This window comes from Gordonia sp. CPCC 205515, from assembly GCF_048537925.1.
GTDB lineage: Bacteria > Actinomycetota > Actinomycetes > Mycobacteriales > Mycobacteriaceae > Gordonia.
The window spans coordinates 528,300-545,222 of record NZ_JBCLVJ010000010.1; the positions used below are offsets into that span (position 1 = coordinate 528,300).

5 protein-coding genes (1 of these 5 cut by a window edge) are annotated in these 16,923 nt (G+C 69.1%); 4 read left to right on the plus strand and 1 reads right to left on the minus strand.

Annotated elements, in window-relative coordinates; all coding sequences use genetic code 11:
- The 3 genes from AAFP30_RS17400 to AAFP30_RS17410 form a co-directional block, all read left to right on the plus strand.
- A protein-coding gene (locus AAFP30_RS17400) for a non-ribosomal peptide synthase/polyketide synthase (protein WP_419231221.1) crosses the window boundary here: on the plus strand, positions 1-14,607 show its 3' portion. The gene continues 19,686 nt to the left of window position 1, outside the view; 14,607 of the gene's 34,293 nt are visible here — the last part of the coding sequence; its start codon lies beyond the left edge, outside the window; its stop codon occupies positions 14,605-14,607.
- Between the two features lie 101 nt (positions 14,608-14,708).
- Positions 14,709-14,951 carry an MbtH family protein gene (locus tag AAFP30_RS17405; protein WP_419231222.1) on the plus strand — a complete coding sequence of 81 codons (243 nt, stop codon included), beginning with the start codon at positions 14,709-14,711 and terminating at the stop codon, positions 14,949-14,951.
- Between the two features lie 285 nt (positions 14,952-15,236).
- A complete protein-coding gene (locus AAFP30_RS17410) occupies positions 15,237-15,545 on the plus strand; it encodes a hypothetical protein (protein WP_419231223.1) in 309 nt (102 codons plus the stop codon).
- Positions 15,546-15,580: 35 nt separating this feature from the next.
- Here AAFP30_RS17410 and AAFP30_RS17415 read toward each other — a convergent pair whose 3' ends face one another.
- The gene (locus tag AAFP30_RS17415; RefSeq protein WP_419231224.1) at positions 15,581-16,096 is read right to left on the minus strand and encodes a DUF4190 domain-containing protein; all 516 of its coding nucleotides are present in this window, start codon (positions 16,094-16,096) and stop codon (positions 15,581-15,583) included.
- A gap of 213 nt (positions 16,097-16,309) precedes the next feature.
- Here AAFP30_RS17415 and AAFP30_RS17420 point away from each other — a divergent pair, with 213 nt between their 5' ends.
- Positions 16,310-16,843: a hypothetical protein gene (locus tag AAFP30_RS17420; protein ID WP_419231225.1), complete on the plus strand. Its 534-nt coding sequence runs from the start codon at positions 16,310-16,312 to the stop codon at positions 16,841-16,843.
- Positions 16,844-16,923 lie beyond the last annotated feature (80 nt).

Sequence of the window (16,923 nt, forward strand, 5' to 3'; positions counted from 1 at the left end):
CGGCTGTACCGGCAGGCCGCCGACCGGCATCTCCTGGTGGTCGTGCTACACCACATCGCCGGCGACGGTGAATCGATCGTCCCGCTGGTGCGCGACGTGGTGTTCGCCTACGACGCCCGCTGCCGCGGCGCGCTCCCGACGTTCGCCCCGTTGCCCATCCAGTTCGCCGACTTCGCCCTCTGGCAGCGCGACGTCCTCGGCGACGAGGCCGATTCGACCTCGGAGCTGCGGCGGCAGGTGGACCATTGGGCGCAGCGGCTCACCGGCCTCCCCGACGTCCTCGAATTGCCGTCCGACCGCCCGCGTCCGGCCAACCGGTCGATGCTCGGCGACCGCGTCGCGTTCACCATCCCCGCACCGGTCACCGCGCGCATCCGCGACCTGGCGCGCGACCGTGGCGCGACCCCGTTCATGGTGCTGCACGCCGCGCTCGCCGTCGTCCTCGCACGCCTGTCGGCCACCGACGACATCGCGATCGGTACCCCCATCGCCGGCCGCGGCCGCCGCGAACTCGACGATCTGATCGGCATGTTCGTCAACACCCTGGTGCTGCGGACCGCCATCGACTCCGGCGAGAGCTTCGGCGACCTCGTCGACCGCGTCCGATCGACCGATCTCGACGCCTACGCGCACGCCGACGTTCCGTTCGAATACCTTGTGCAGGAACTGAATCCGGTCCGATCCGAGTCCTTCGCGCCGCTGACACAGGTCCTGCTGTCGGTGGACCAGGGAGGTCGCCCGACGGTCGAACTGGACGGGCTGACCATCACCCCCGTCGGGGACGGCGACACCTCGGCCAAGGTCGACCTCACCATCGGGATCGTCGCCGACGGCGACGACGGCTGGGACGGCTCGGTCATCTTCGCCACCGATCTCTTCGAGCCGGCCACCATCGGCGCACTGACCGACCGCCTGATCCGGGTGCTCGACACCGTCACCACCGCACCGGACACCGCGGTCGGCGACGTGGCGATCCTCGACGCCGACGAGCAGCGGGCGCTGACCCCGGTCGGCGGAACCGACGGCACCACACCGCTGCTGCTGCCGGAGATCTTCGCCGGCGCCGTGGCCGCACGGCCCGATCACGTTGCGGTGGAGGACGGCTCGGGTGCGCAACTGACCTATGCCGAACTCGACGCGCGGTCCAACCGGCTCGCACGGTGGCTCCTCGATCGGGGTGTCGCACCGGAAACCCTGGTGGCACTGGCGATCCCGCGTTCGGTGGAACTGCTGACCGCGATCTGGGCGGTGGCCAAGACCGGCGGCGGGTATGTCCCGATCGATCCGGACTACCCGGCCGAGCGTGTCGCCGCGATGGTCGAGGACTCCGGGGCGGTGATGGGACTGACGGTCGCGCGGGCCGGCGCACTGCCCGCCGACCGCGTCGACTGGGTGACCATCGACGACACCGTCGTCTCCGCCGCCATCGCCGACCACCCGGCCACCGCCATCGCCGGCGACGAACGGCACGGCACCATCCGGGTGACGAACACCGCCTACGTCATCTACACCTCCGGTTCCACCGGCCGGCCGAAGGGCGTGTCGGTCACCCACACCGGCCTGTACAACTTCGGCGTCGAGGAGAACCGTCGCCTCGGTGTCGATGCCGATGCCCGGGTGCTCGGGTTCGCCTCACCGAGTTTCGACGCGTCGGTGCTCGAATACCTGATGGCGTCCGTCGCGCACGCGACCCTCGTCTACCGGCCCGGTGACGCGATCGGTGGCGCCGTCCTCCAGGGTTTCATGGCCGAGCGCGCCATCACCCACACCTTCCTGACGCCGACGGTGCTGGCCACCCTCGACCCGGCCGGACTGCCGTCGATGCGCGACCTCGCCGCCGGCGGCGAGGCGGTGCCGCAGGCACTCGTCGACGAGTGGTCGGCGCACATGCGGGTGCACAACCTGTACGGGCCCACCGAGACGACCATCGGCATCACCATCTCCACGCCGCTGCCGGCCGGTGAGCCGGTGCTGCTGGGCGGTCCGCTCGACGGGGTCGGGCTGCAGGTCCTCGACGCGCGGTTGCGTCCGGTGCCCGCCGGGGTCTCCGGCGAACTCTTCGTCACCGGGGTCGGCCTGTCCCGCGGATATCTCGACCGCCCCGACCTCACAGCGGACCGCTTTGTCGCCGATCCGTATGGTGCGCCCGGTGCCCGCATGTACCGCACCGGCGATGTGGTCCGCTGGGTTCGCGACCGCAACGGCCAACTCTCCCTGGCCTATTCGGGCCGCAGCGACGACCAGGTCAAGCTGCGCGGACTGCGGATCGAGCTCGGCGAGATCGAGACCGCGTTGACCCAGCACCCCGCGGTCACCTCCGCGGTGGTGCTCGGCGTCGGCGGATCGGTGGCGACGGCGCTGGCCGCGTACGTGGTCTCCGACGTGCCCGTGAGCACCGCCGAACTGCGCTCGCACCTGGGCCGGACATTGCCCGAGTTCATGATCCCGGCCTCGATCACCCGACTCGACGCGCTGCCGCTCACCCCGGTCGGCAAGCTCGATCGCGACGCCCTGCCCGAACCGGTCATCGAGGCCGGTGACTACGTCGCACCGGAGAACGCCGTCGAGGAGACGGTCGCCGGGGTCATGGCCGAGATCCTCGGCGTCGACCGGGTGTCGGTCACCGACGGGTTCTTCGAGATCGGTGGCAACTCGCTGTCGGCGACGCGACTGGTCGCCCGCATCGGCGACGCGCTGTCGACCACCGTGGGTGTGCGCGAGCTGTTCGAGGCGCCGTCGGCACGCGAGCTGGCGGCACGCATCAGCGTGGGGGTCGGCGAGCGCCGGACGTTGACCGCCGGCGCCCGCCCCGACCGCATCCCGCTATCGTTCGCCCAGCAGCGGATGTGGTTCATCAACCAGTTCGACACCACCTCACCGGCCTACAACGTGCCGGTCGGACTGCGGGTCCGGGGCGCGTTCGACCCGGCGGTGCTGCGGGCGGCGGCCGGTGATGTGCTCGCCCGGCACGAGGTGCTGCGCACCGTGTTCCCGGCCGTGGACGGCACCCCGTATCAGCGGATTCTCGACGTCGACGACGCGGCGCGCCGCCTCGACTGGATGGTCGGCTCGGTGGTCGACATCGCGCGTGCCGCCGCCGGAACCGGCTTCGACGTGACCACCGATCTGCCGATCCGAATCCGGATCGCCGAGGTCACCGGCGACGACCACCTCGTCGTCCTGGTGACCCACCACATCGCCTCCGACGGCGAATCTGCACCGGTCCTCGCCCGCGACCTGATCACCGCCTACGCCGCGCGCTCGATGGGGGAGCCGCCGCGCTGGGCCGATCTCGACGTGCAGTACGCCGACTTCGCCGTATGGCAACGCGACGTGCTGGGCACCATCGACGATCCGGCGTCGATCCTGTCGGCCCAGCTGGAGCACTGGCGGACCCGGCTGGTCGATCAGCCGGAACTGCTCGCGCTGCCGACCGACCGGCCGCGGCCTGCGGTGTTCGATCCGGCGGCCGGAACCGTCGACTTCGAGATCGAGCCGGAGGTGGTCGCGGCGGTGTCCGCGCTGGCCCGCGAGGCAGGCGCCACCCTGTTCATGGCGATCCATGCCGCCCTCGCGGCCACCCTGTCCCGCCTGGCGAACACCGACGACGTGTCGGTGGGCGCGGCCGTCGCCGGCCGCGGGGAGGCGGCACTCGATGACCTGGTCGGCATGTTCGTCAACACGGTGGTCTTGCGCACCCGGATCGACGCCGGCGAGTCCGTCGGCGACTTCCTGCGCCGCGTCCGCCGCGACGACCTGGACGCCTTCGCCCACGCCGACGTGCCGTTCGAGCAGGTCGTGGACGTCCTCGCGCCGCAGCGCTCCACCTCGCACGCACCGCTCTTCCAGGTCGGCTTCAACTACCTCGTCGACGCCGACCGGGGCGCCCTGGTGGATGCGCTCGGCGGAGTCGAGATCACCTTCGAGGATGTCACCGCGCCGGTGACGAAGTACGACCTGTCGGTCGGCTTCGTCGAGCGTGGTGCCGCCGACGGACGCGGGCGCGATCTGCGCGGCGAGATCGCCTACTCGTCGGCGCTGTTCGAGCACACCACCGTCGAGCGGTTCGTCGAGGTGTTCCGCCGGGTACTGGCCGGCATGGTGTCGGCCGGTGTCGGTCCCGTCGGCGACATCGCGATCGTCGACGAGGCGACCCAACGTGAGCTGGTCCCCGCGACGGCGCCGCGCGCCGCCGGCGTGACCCCGCAGACGATCATCGAACTGCTCGACTCCCGCCACCTCGATCTCGATCGGGTCGCGGTCGTCGAGGGCGACCGGTCGCTGACCTACCGGGATCTCGAGGCCGCCACCAATCGACTGGCGCGGGAACTCATCGACGCCGGGGTTGGTCCGGATGTGCCTGTCGCGGTGGGTATTTCGCGGTCGATCGAGTCGGTTGTCGCCGTCTGGGCGGTGCTCAAGGCAGGCGGCGCCCACCTGCCGGTGGATCCCCGTCATCCCGCGGACCGCATCCGTCACATGGTGACCGACTCCGGGGTACGCATCGGCATCAGCGTGACCGCCGACCGCGACGTGTTCGAGCGGATCGAGGGCGTGCAGTGGCACATCCTCGACGACGCGGCCACCACCGCCCGGCTGGCCCGACGCCCCGCGACACCGGTGACCGACGACGACCGTCGCGCACACGTGCAGCTCGACAACCTGGCCTACCTCATCTACACATCGGGGTCGACGGGCGTGCCGAAGGCGGTCGCGGTGTCCCATCGCGGCATCGCCGACCTGGTGGCCGCGCAGCGCGCCATCACCGGCGACGACGCCGATGTGCGGATCCTGCACGTCGCGTCCCCGAGCTTCGACGCGGCATTCTTCGAGATGATCTGGGCCTACGGCCGCGGCCAGACCCTGGTGGTCTCGCCCGCCGACATCTTCGGCGGCGACGCGCTGGCCGAGATCATCCGCGATGCCGCGGTGACCGATCTGGTGATCACCCCGTCGGTCCTGGCGACCGTGGATCCGGCGTCGGTGCCATCGGTGCGTCACCTGGCCACCGCCGGTGAGGCGTGCCCGCCGGAACTCGTCGAGCGGTGGGCCCCCACGACCTCCATGCACAACCTGTACGGGCCGTCGGAGTCGACTGTGTGGGCCACGGTCGGATCGATGACGCCGAACCGGCCGATCACCATCGGCACCCCGATCGGCGGCTTCTCGGTGGTGGTCCTCGACGAGCGACTGCATCCGGTGCCCGTCGGGGTGGTCGGCGAGCTGTATCTCGCCGCCGACGGCCTCGCCCGCGGCTACCTCGGCCGCCCGTCGCTGTCCGCGGACCGATTCGTCGCGGCGCCGTACGGGCCGCCCGGCACCCGCATGTACCGCACCGGCGACCTGGCCCGGTGGACCGCGGATCATCGGCTCGTCTACGCCGGCCGCTCGGACTTCCAGGTGAAGATCAACGGCCAGCGCGTGGAGCTGGGGGAGATCGACGCGGCGCTGACCGCCGATCCGGCCGTCGGACAGGCGTTCACGCTCGGGGTCGACGGTCTCGGTGGGTCGACGCGTCTGATCGCCTACGTCGTGACCTCCGACCCGGCCGCCTTCGACGCGGCGGCCGCCCGTGAGCGGCTGTCGCGACATCTCGCCGAGTACATGGTGCCCGCCGCGATCGTCGCGATCGGCGCGATCCCGCTGACACCGACCGGCAAACTCGATCGCGGCGCCCTGCCAATCCCGGGCGTCGAGGACGAGGCCGTGTTCGAGGTCGCGGCGACCCCGACCGAAATGGTGGTGGCCGATGTCTTCGCGATGGTCCTCGGTGCCGAACAGGTGTCGGTGACGCGGTCGTTCTTCGAGCTTGGCGGCGACAGCATCATGTCGATCCAGCTGTCGTCGATGCTCCGGGCGGCCGGTCTCACCGTCTCGCCGCGCGACATCTTCGAACACCGGACGGTCCGCGCCCTGGCCGCGATGGCCCGCCGCACGGTGGCGGAGTCGTTGCCCGAACTGCCCGGCGGCCCGACCGGCGAGGTGTCGGTACCGCCGATGGTGCAGTGGATGGTCGAGCACTCGACCGAACCTGCCGACTACGCCGACTTCTCCCAGTCGGCGGTGCTGGTGCTGCCATCGGGCTGCACCGACGACCAACTGACCGCGATCATCACCGCGCTGCAGGCCCGCCATCCGATGCTCGCGTCGCGTCTGGAGGCCGATTCCGGCGGCGAATTGTCGCTGGTCGCGGGCGCGCTGTTCGACGCGACCCGGTCCATCCACCGCGTCGACACCGCCGCGGTTCCAGGTTCTCCGCAGTTCGTCGCCGACGTCGAAGCCGCGCAGCGGGCGGCACTGGCCGGCCTGGACCCGGCCGCCGGTGTGGTGACACAGATCGTCGCGGTGCGGTCCACCGCACCTGATACGAGCGGTCGTCTCGTGGTGGCGATCCACCACCTGGCGGTCGACGCGGTGTCGTGGCAGACCATCGTCACCGATCTCGCAACCGCATGGGATCAGGTCGTCGCGAGCGCAGACATCGCCGTGGGCGCCGCAGGCACCTCCTTCCGACGCTGGTCGAAGGTCCTTGCCGACCTGGCCGACGCCCCCGACGCGGATCGCGAGTTCTGGCAGCAGCAGTTGCCGACCGCCTGCGACGTATTTGCCGAACGCCGGATCGACCGCGACCGCGACCGCATGTCGACCCTGCAGAGCGTCGGCGTCGACGTGCCCGCACCGATCACCGACGCCCTTTTGACCCGGGTGCCGACCGCCTTCCGGACTGGAATCGACGACGTGTTGCTCGCGGCGCTGGCCGCGGCAGTCGGGGACACCATCCCGGCCACGACCGATGGGACCGAGCGGGCCGACGAGGTGTCGATTCTGCTCGAGGGTCACGGCCGTGAGGAACACATCGCGCCGGGCGCGGATCTGGCCCGGACGGTCGGATGGTTCACCTCGATCGCCCCGCTCCGCGTCATCGGGATCGGCGACGCCTCCGACGCGGCGAACGTCGCCGCACTGGTGAAGGCCGTCAAGGAGACCCGGCGGGCGATGCCGACGGACGGGTTGTCCTTCGGCCCGGTCCGGTACCTCGCGGCCGACCCGTCGGTGCGCGATCGCCCGCTCCCGGCCCTCGGGTTCAACTACTTCGGCAACGTCGCCGCCGGGCGCACCGACGACCTGGCCGACCAGCTGCCCCCGTTCTCGCCGGCCCCGGAACGCCACGAGCTCCCGCCCACGGTGTCGGGTGCGATGACGGCCACCGCGGCGCTGTCAGTGAACGCCGCGGTCGACGTGGCCGGCGGCGACCGAGTGCTGCACGCCGATCTGAGTTATCCCGACGCGCTGTTCACCGCCGACGAGGTCGCGCGAGTCGGAGCGAGGTGGGTGGCCGTGCTGACCGCGCTCGTCGCGTCCATCGACTCGGGCTTCGATCCCGGCCGCAGCCCCTCGGATCTCCTTGCCCCGGGATTGACCCAGGCCGAGGTCGACGAGATCACCGCACGCTACGGCGACGCCGAGGTGTGGCCGCTGTCCCCGCTGCAGCACGGCCTCTACTTCCAGTCCGAACTGGCCGACAGCGACGACGCCGACGACGTCTATGTGACCCAGGCGGTGATCGGTCTGGGCGGCCCGCTCGACGGGGACCGGATGCGCACCGCGGCGGATCTCGTCGTCGCACGTCACGCGATCCTGCGGTCGGGCTTCGTGCGGACCGGCCGTGGCACGGTGGTCGCCGTCGTGGCCGCGGCCGCCGCGGCGGACTGGTCGGTCGTCGACCTCCGCGACACGCCGGCCGACCGGATGGACAGTCGACGCGCCGAACTCGCCGACGAACTTCGGGGGCGTCGCTTCGACCTGACCCGGCCGGGCCCGATCCGTTTCACCCTGGTCGTCGAGGACGACGAGAAGCACAGCCTGATCGTCACCAACCATCACATCCTGCTCGACGGATGGTCCGGTCCGCTGGTCATCACCGATCTCCTCGCCGCCTACTTCACCGGCGGCACCACCGGCGCCGACGGAGCCCCCGACTACGACACCTTCCTCGACTGGCTGTCGCGGCGCGACCGCACCGCGGGACTCGCCGCGTGGCAGGCCGCGCTGGCCGCCATCGAGGGCCCCACCCTGGTCGCGCCGGTGCCGGACACCGGTGCAGAACGCGCGGCCCCCCGCGACCTCACCGTCGACGTCGACCAGTCGCTCGCCGAACGCCTCGCCGCGCTCGCGCGCACCCACGACGTCACGATGTCGACGGTGCTGCAGGCCGCGTGGGCGGTTCTGCTCTCTCGGATGACCGGCCAGCAGACGGTGGTCTTCGGTGAGACCGTGTCGGGACGGCCCGCCGATCTCGACGGCGCCGACGCGATGGTCGGTCTCTTCATCAACACGATCCCGGTGGCCGCCGAGGTCAGCCCGGACGCCTCCGTCGGCGCCACGCTGGCCGCGCTGCAACGATGGAAGACCGGCGTCCTCGACCATCAGCACATCGGTATCGCCGACATCTCGTCGCAGGTCGGCGAGAACATCCTGTTCGACACGCTGACCGTGTACGAGTCCTACCCGGTCGACACGTCGGCGGCGGCCGAGGCCACCGCCGCGGGCGGCCTGCAGGTGACCGCGGCCGCCGGCCGGGACGCCACGCACTACCCGCTGAATCTGTCGGCCGCACCGCATCCCGGTGGGCTCTCGCTGACCCTGAAGTATCTGCCGGACGTGTTCGACGACGCCACGGTCGCCGATCTCGCGGAAGCACTGCGGCACGTCCTTGGAATCTTCGCCGACGACGCGGCCCGCACGATCGGGTCCATCGACCTCGTCAACCCCGACCTCGTCGCCGACCGCGCCATGCTGCGGGGACCCGAAACGCGCGATCTGCAGACCCTCCCGGAGATCCTCGCGGCCTCCGCCGCGGCGCACCCGGACGCGACCGCAGTCGTCTACGACGGACGCGAACTCTCCTACGGGCGGATCGACGAGCTCAGCAACGCTCTTGCCCGGATGCTGCTGTCGCGGGGCCTCGGCCCCGAGTCGGTGGTGCTCTCCGCCTTCGGCCGCTCGGACCTGATGCAGATCGTGCTGTGGGCAGTGGCCAAGACCGGCGCCGTCTATGCGCCGATCGATCCGCGCTACCCGAGCGACCGGGTACGGATGGCGGTGGAGGACAGCGGTGCGCGGATCGGGCTCGTCGAGGCGTCGAACGCGGCGACGATGCCCACGGGGCCGACGTGGCTCCCGCTCGACCTCGCCCACATCGACGAGTTGGCCGGCCAGTGGTCGGTGGCGCCGATCACCGACGCCGAGCGCGGCGGACCGATTCGGCTCGCGAACGCCGCCTACATGATCTTCACCTCGGGCTCCACCGGTCGCCCGAAGGGTGTGATGGTCACGCACGCAGGTCTGAGCGGTGTCGCCGCCGGGCTGCGCGACGACTATCACGCCGGCTCCGATACCCGGTGGCTCGCGGTCAGTTCGCCGGCCTTCGACGCGTCGATGATGGAAGTGCTGGGGGCGTACTCCGCGGGCGGCACATTGGTCGTCGCCCCGCCGGACACCTATGCCGGACCCGACCTGTCCCGATTCGCCACCGACCATCGGGTGACCCACGCCTTCCTTGTGCCGAGCGTGGCCGCCACCATGCCGGTGCCGCCCGACGGGGTGCTCGGCGACCTGCTCCTCGGCGGAGAAGCGGTGCCCGGTACCGAGGTCGTCCGGTGGACCGGTCCCGACACCACACGATCCCTCTACAACGCCTACGGCCCGACGGAGACGACGATCATCGCCGTCACCTCGCCGACACCGATGAACGCGGACCGTAGGATCAGCATCGGCGATCCGCTGGCCGGTGTCGTCGCGCTCGTGCTCGACGACCGCCTGCGCCCGGTACCGATCGGTGTGGCCGGGGAGCTCTACCTCGCCGGACCCGAACTTGCCCGCGGCTATGTCGGCCGCGGGGCGCTCACCGCGGAACGATTCGTTCCCAACCCGTTCGGCACACCCGGTGACCGCATGTACCGGACCGGCGACCTCGTGCGGCGACGGTCCGACGACCTCATCGAATACATCGGCCGGACCGATTTCCAGGTCAAGATCCGCGGTCTGCGGATCGAGGTCGGCGAAGTCGAATCCGCGTTGCTGCGCGTCGCGGGGGTGGTCGCGGCAGCGGTCATCGCTATCGACCGACCCGGTGGCACCGAGCTCGCCGGCTACGTGGCGCTCGCGGACGGGGTGGAGCCGGATCGGCATCGTCTCCGCGCCGACGTCGCCGCCCTGCTCCCGGACTACATGGTCCCGACCGCGCTCACGGTCCTGCCGGAGGTGCCGCTCAACCCGATAGGCAAGGTCGATCGTCGCGCCCTGCCCGAACCGGAGTTCGAGGACATCACGGTCCGCGCGCCGCGCACCGCCGCCGAGTCCGCCATCGCGGAGGTGTTCGGCGAGATCCTCGGGATGAACGAGGTCTCGGTGACCGCGTCGTTCTTCGATCTCGGCGGCAACTCCTTGTCGGCGACGCGTGTGGCGGCCCGGCTCGGTGACCTCGTCGGCGAGCATGTCGGCGTGCGTACCCTGTTCGATCACCCGACGGTCGAGGCACTGGCCCGGGCACTGCCCGAGCCGGGTGCCCCGGTCGCGCCGCTGACCGCCGGACCCCGACCCGACGCGATCCCGCTCTCGCTCGCCCAGCAGCGCATCTGGTTCATCAACCAGCTCGACGTATTGTCGTCGGCCTACAACATCCCGGCGGTGCTGAGGCTGACCGGCCCGCTCGACGTCGACGCCCTGCGCGCCGCGCTCGGCGATGTCGTCATCCGGCATGAGGTGCTGCGCACGACCTATCCGGTGATCGACGGCGACCCTGTGCAACGGATCGCCGACGCGGCGGACGCGGCACGCGATCTCGATTTCGCCATCGTCGCGGACGCGGACGACCTCGTCGCCGCCGTGACCGGTGGCTTCGATGTCACCCTCGACACGCCGCTGCGGGTGCGGCTCTTCGACGAGTCCGAGTCGCCGGACGAACCACGCCATCTGCTGGCCGTGGTGGCCCATCACATCGCCGCCGACGGCGAGTCGATGGTGCCGCTGGTGTCCGACCTGGTGACCGCGTACACCGCGCGGCACGAGGGCGCCGCGCCCGGCTGGGACCCCCTGCCGGTGCAGTTCGCCGACGTGGCGATCTGGCAGCGCCGTGTGCTCGGTGCGGTCTCCGACCCGGCTTCGATACTCGGACGTCAGCTCGGCTACTGGGTGGAACAGCTCGCCGGGCTGCCCGACGTCATCGATCTGCCGGCCGATCGGCCCCGGCCCGCGGTGGCGTCGCTGCGCGGCGCGAACGTCGACTTCGACATCCCCGCGGAACTGGCCCACCGGATCACCGAGGTCGCCCGCACCTACGACGTCACCCCGTTCATGGTGGTCCACGCCGCGCTCGCGGTGCTGGTCGCGCGGATGTCGGCGTCCCATGATGTGGCGATCGGCACCCCGATCGCCGGTCGCGGGCGCCGCGAACTCGACGATCTCGTCGGCATGTTCGTCAACACCCTCGTGCTGCGCACGCGCATCACGCCGGGAACGTCGTTCGCCGACCTCGTCGCCGACGTCCGCGCCACGGATCTCGACGCTTTCGCCCACGCCGACGCGCCCTTCGAATCCCTGGTGGACGAACTGAGTCCGACACGGTCGCAGGCCTTCGCGCCGCTGACCCAGGTCATGCTCACCTTCGACCAGGCCGTGACCGCCGACGCGGCATCGGATGACGCGGACACCGGCGGACTGCACCTCGCGCAGGTCGCGCCGATCGAGTATCCGGCCAAGGTCGATCTCACCGTCGGGGTCACCGTGACGGGATCGGATCAGGGGTGGCGCGGTTCGCTCATCTACGCGACAGACCTCTTCGACGAGACCACCGTGGTCGGCTTCGGACGACGCTTCGTCACGCTGCTCGACGGTCTCACCGCCGATCCGCACACCGCCGTCGCCGACGTCGACCTCATACTGCCGGACGAGCGACGGCGGCTCGCCGAAATCCCCGATCCCATCACCACCTGGCCGCATCGTTCGTCGACACTGACCGACCTCCTGGCCGAATCGGTGAACGCACACGGTGATCGGGTCGCCGTCACCGCCGACCGCGAGTCGCTGACATACCGCGAACTGGATATTCGGTCGTCGGAGCTGGCCGGTCGGCTGGCTGCGAACGGCGTCGGTCCGGGGACGTTTGTGGGTCTGGCTCTACGCCGCGGCACGACGCTGCCGGTCGCGATCGTCGCGATCCTCAAGGCCGGGGCCGCCTACGTACCGCTGGATGTCTCGAACCCCGCGGACCGGCTGCGGCACATCCTGTCCGATGCCAGCCCGGCCTGCGTCCTGGTCGACGCGTCGACGCGGGCGGAGTTGCCGGAGGTGACCGGCGTGCTCGATCTCGACGATCTGCCGGCCGGCGGGCCGGTTGGATCCGTGCCTCTGTCGGCACCGACCCCCGAGAGCGCGGCGTACATGATCTACACCTCGGGATCGACCGGATTGCCGAAGGGAGTCGTCATCGGTCACCGCCAGGTCACCGCGCTGATGGACAGCGCGTTCGAACACTTCGCGGTCGACGAGACCGACGTGTGGACGATGTTCCACTCCTACGCATTCGACTTCTCGGTGTGGGAACTCTGGGGGCCGCTGCTGACCGGCGGGCGCCTGGTCATCGTCGACCGTCAGCTCGCCCGGTCACCGGACGGTCTGCTCGGTCTTCTCCGTGACGAACGCGTGACGGTCCTCAGCCAGACGCCGTCGGCGTTCTACCAGCTCATCGACGCCCGGGAGCGGACCGGTGAGTCGATGGACCTGCGATATGTCGTGTTCGGCGGCGAGGACCTCAGCTTCGATCAGGTGCGGCGCTGGTACGCATCGGTGCCTGACACCGCTCCGCGACTGGTCAACATGTACGGGATCACCGAGACCACAGTGCACGTCACGCATCGCGAGCTCGATCGCTCGGCGGTCGAGCACGTCGGGGCCAGCCGGATCGGACAACCGCTGTCGACCTTGGCTATCCGGATCCTGGACGACCGGCTACACCCTGTTCCCGACGGTGTGGTGGGGGAGATCTACGTCGCCGGAGCCCAACTCGCGCAGTACTACCACCGCCGACCGGCGCTTACTTCGACGCGTTTCGTCGCCGATCCGTTCGCATCGCCCGGAGTCGTCGGGAGCAGGCTCTACCGCACCGGCGATCTTGGTCGGCGCGTCGGCAACGACATCGAGTATTTTGGTCGCGGCGACGCGCAGATCCAATTGCGCGGCTTCCGGGTCGAACTCGGTGAGGTCGAAGCGGCATTGCGACGGACTCCGGGCGTCGTGGGGGCGGCAGTGTCGTTGGTCGTTCATCCGGGCGGCGAGGACATGCTGGCGGGCTATGTGGTGCCGGATGCGGGGCAAGCAGTCGACCCGGCCGCAGTGCGCATCGCCATGGCGGAGTTCGTACCCGGTTACATGATTCCGGACGTGATCACCGAACTCAGCGCGATTCCGTTGACCGCCAACGGAAAACTCGATCGCCGAAACCTTCCGGCGCCGGTATTCGTGCCTCGCGCATACGAACCACCGGCGACAGACACCGAACGGCTCGTGGTCACCGCAATCGCCGATGTTCTCGGATTGGATCAGGTCGGTGTCACCGACGGGTTCTTCGATTTGGGCGGCAACTCATTGTCCGCGGCGCGCTTGGTCGGCCTACTGCGAGATCGAACCGGCCGGTCAATCGACCTGGGGTGGCTGTTCGCCGATCCGACCGCACGCGGACTGTCGAGCCGGATGATCGAGGATCTGCACCAGACCTCATCTTCGGCTCTGACCGGAGACGTCGTGATTCCATTGCGAGCCGAGGGGAGTCAGGCACCGTTGTTCTGCATCCACCCCGCAGGCGGCCTTGCGTGGTTCTATGGAGGACTCGCCCAACATCTGTCCGATCGCCCGATATTTGGTGTTCAGGACCCGCAGGTCGTATCCGGCGAACCGTCCGCGGAGTCGGTCACCGAGATGGCGCGGCGTTACGTGGACGAGATACGAGCGGTGTCGCAGAACGGCCCATACCATCTGTTGGGCTGGTCTCTGGGTGGCGTGATCGCCCAGGAGATCGCGGTTCAATTGGCCGACATGGGATTGCCGGTCGGTGTCGTCGGATTGATGGACGCAGCGGCGACCACCAATGTGGACCGTCCTACCGCGGTTGGCGAGCCCGACGTAGCCGAGTTGCTCGGTGCATGGCGTGCGTTGTTCGATCTTGGACCATCGGTTACGGGCGATGCGCGTCCGGAAGATGTCGCTCAGTTGATTCGGAACCAAATTCAATCGACCGGCCTGCTTGACGACCAGCAGATCGATCGCGTCATGGAGAGTTTCCGGATGGCCGAAGATGTCATGGTGGCGCACCGGCCGCGGACCTATCCGGGCGATCTGGTGGTGTTCACGGCCACCGCCGACAAGGAGAACCCTGCCGAGATCGCCGAGAGTTGGCATCGGCTCGTCACCGGAAGGGTCGAGAATCATGATCTCGACGTAGCGCATCTGGGAATGGCCGACGGTGAGTCGCTCGGCTTCATAGGAGGAGTCCTGCAGCGAATTCTGCGCAGTTGGGACGCCGAAGACCGGAAGATGGATGGGGCGGAGTGATCACCGTGGACAGTTTGGGTAGGCTCACCAATTGCCCACCTGGCGTACCGGACAATGCGAAGAGTACGACATGAGACAGCAAACACTGAGAAAGGTCGACCATGACTAACCCGTTTGACGACGAGAACGGCCGCTTCTACGTGCTGGTGAATGACGAGAACCAGCATTCACTGTGGCCCACGTTCGCCGACATCCCAGCAGGATGGACAAAAGTCTTCGGCGAGGACAGTCGGGCAGCCTGCCTTCAATACGTCGAGGAAAACTGGACCGACTTGCGACCCCAGAGTCTGATCGACGCTATGGAGGCCGACCAAGCCGCACGGAATGGAGACCACGCAAACTGAGCGGCGTCGTCGATGACGAAACGGACGACGCGCCATAACGCTTAGGCGAAATCCCATGAGTCTCACTGGTAACTTCTATCTCACCGACTAGCCTGGGCGATGTGGACCGGTGACATGTACGGTGGTTTCTGTCACACTTCTTGTGTTGAGCGTGGCGTACGAGTTGGGACGAGCGCATGCTTGAAACCGGAGTGAAGCCGCCCAAAGGCTATGTGAAAGGGCAGGTCGGCGATGGTCGAGATCAGTGCAAGCAAATGGGGCACGAACGCCGGGGGGCGATGAACTATGGAAGAACTGATCGAACATATCAAGCGTAAGGCGGAGATAACGCCGAGTCTCACCGCCGTTCGGTTCGGCGAAGATTCAGTCACGTTCGGCGGTCTGAGTACCTCGCTGCGTGCCTACGAGGACGTAATGTCAAGTCATGCCCTGTCGAGTGACGCGGCGATGATTCCGGCCCTGATGAACTGTATTCCTGGTATCGCATCTGTGGGGGAGCCGACGAAACAGATGCGTATCGTGAACGAAGTAATTGGCTGGCTCAGTCGCGATCTCGGCGGGGGAACCGACAACCGACTCCGCGCCGTCAGTTGACCCGGCTGGACTAGTCCGCGGATGTATTGGCTGAGCTACAGCAACGCCGCCAACCCCATGATCAACAGCAGGATCGGCGTGCCCACTAGGGCACTTCCGGTACCCAACACAATCGCGGTGATCGCTCGCCCGTTGCCGTGATACTCCGTCGGCGCCTTGGCCACCTGACGGATGCCCACGCCGCCCAGCACGATGGCGAGCATTCCGAGTATCGCGCCGATACCCACCAGGGAGAGCGGGACCGCGGCGATCGCCAGTGCGAGCGCGGTCGACGACGCCCCGGATACCTGCGAGCGCGGGCGCCGGTAGATCTGTCGGGGTTGGGCGCTCGCGGCCGCCGGAACCGGCAGCGGTGCGGCGTGCGCGAGATCCCAGAAATCGCCGACCTCGGGGATCGGGTCGTCGACGTTGCGGGTCTGCCAGTAGGTCGTGGGCCGGTAGCCCGACGTGACTTCCGCGGTGGCGTGCGGGGCACTCGGCGGCGCCCAGACCCGGATGCGGTCGGTGTCGGCCGGCGTGATCGGCTCGGTGGTGTGCTCGGTGGCTGACATCGGGGCATCCTCGCTCTTGGTCTGCCAGCCTTTTTACCCGTGAAAACGCCTGTTGTCACTGTGTGTAACGGATCACGATGCACGTCCGATCTGATTTCCATGACTGCGAACGCACCGGATCGTCGAGGGAGTCGACGCGACACCGGGGCCGATGAGTTCGGGTCAGTGGTTACCCCGGGTAGGTCCCGGGGAACCGGACGAAAGGAAGATCACGTGACACCATCGCGGCGTAACCTCGCCAAGAAGCTGGCCGTCGGCGCGTTGGCTGCCGGCAGCATCATGATCACCGGACTCGGTGCCGGTGCCGGTCTCGCTTCGGCGGCACCGAACAATCCGCCGTCGCAGCAACAGCAGTGCGATCCCAAGCATCCCGCGCCCAATTGCCCGAAACCGGGACAGCCGGGACAACAGGGTCCCCAGCAGCCGCAACAGCCGCCCAGGCAGCAGCAGCCCCCGCAGCACCAGACCCCGCAGCCGCAGCCGCCGCGGCAGCAGCCCCCGAAGCCGCCGGCTCCGCCGCAGCAGCATCGCCCGCCGATGCCGCCGCCCCCGCAGCAGCACCGTCCGATGCCGCCGCGTCCGCCGCAGCACCGTCCGGCTCCGCCGCGTCGCTGGCTGCCCGGCGTCGTCCGCCACAACCTGCGTCCGTTCTGGTACCGCGGTCAGTTTGTTCGCCCGCAGTTCCACCGTGGATGGGGCTGGGGCTTCAACTACGGCCCGTACTGGGTGCCGATCTACCTCCGCTGACCTGAGCTGAGATCAAGTCCCACAACGACTCTCGCCGCATCCCGAAAGGGATGCGGCGAGAGTCGTTGTCGTGCTCGGTG

Excerpts from the sequence above, each read along its gene's own strand:
- AAFP30_RS17410 (WP_419231223.1), top strand. The coding sequence starts at position 15,237 with ATGGAAGAACTGATCGAACATATCAAGCGTAAGGCGGAGATAACGCCG.
- AAFP30_RS17405 (WP_419231222.1), top strand. The coding sequence starts at position 14,709 with ATGACTAACCCGTTTGACGACGAGAACGGCCGCTTCTACGTGCTGGTG.
- AAFP30_RS17415 (WP_419231224.1), bottom strand. The coding sequence starts at position 16,096 with ATGTCAGCCACCGAGCACACCACCGAGCCGATCACGCCGGCCGACACC.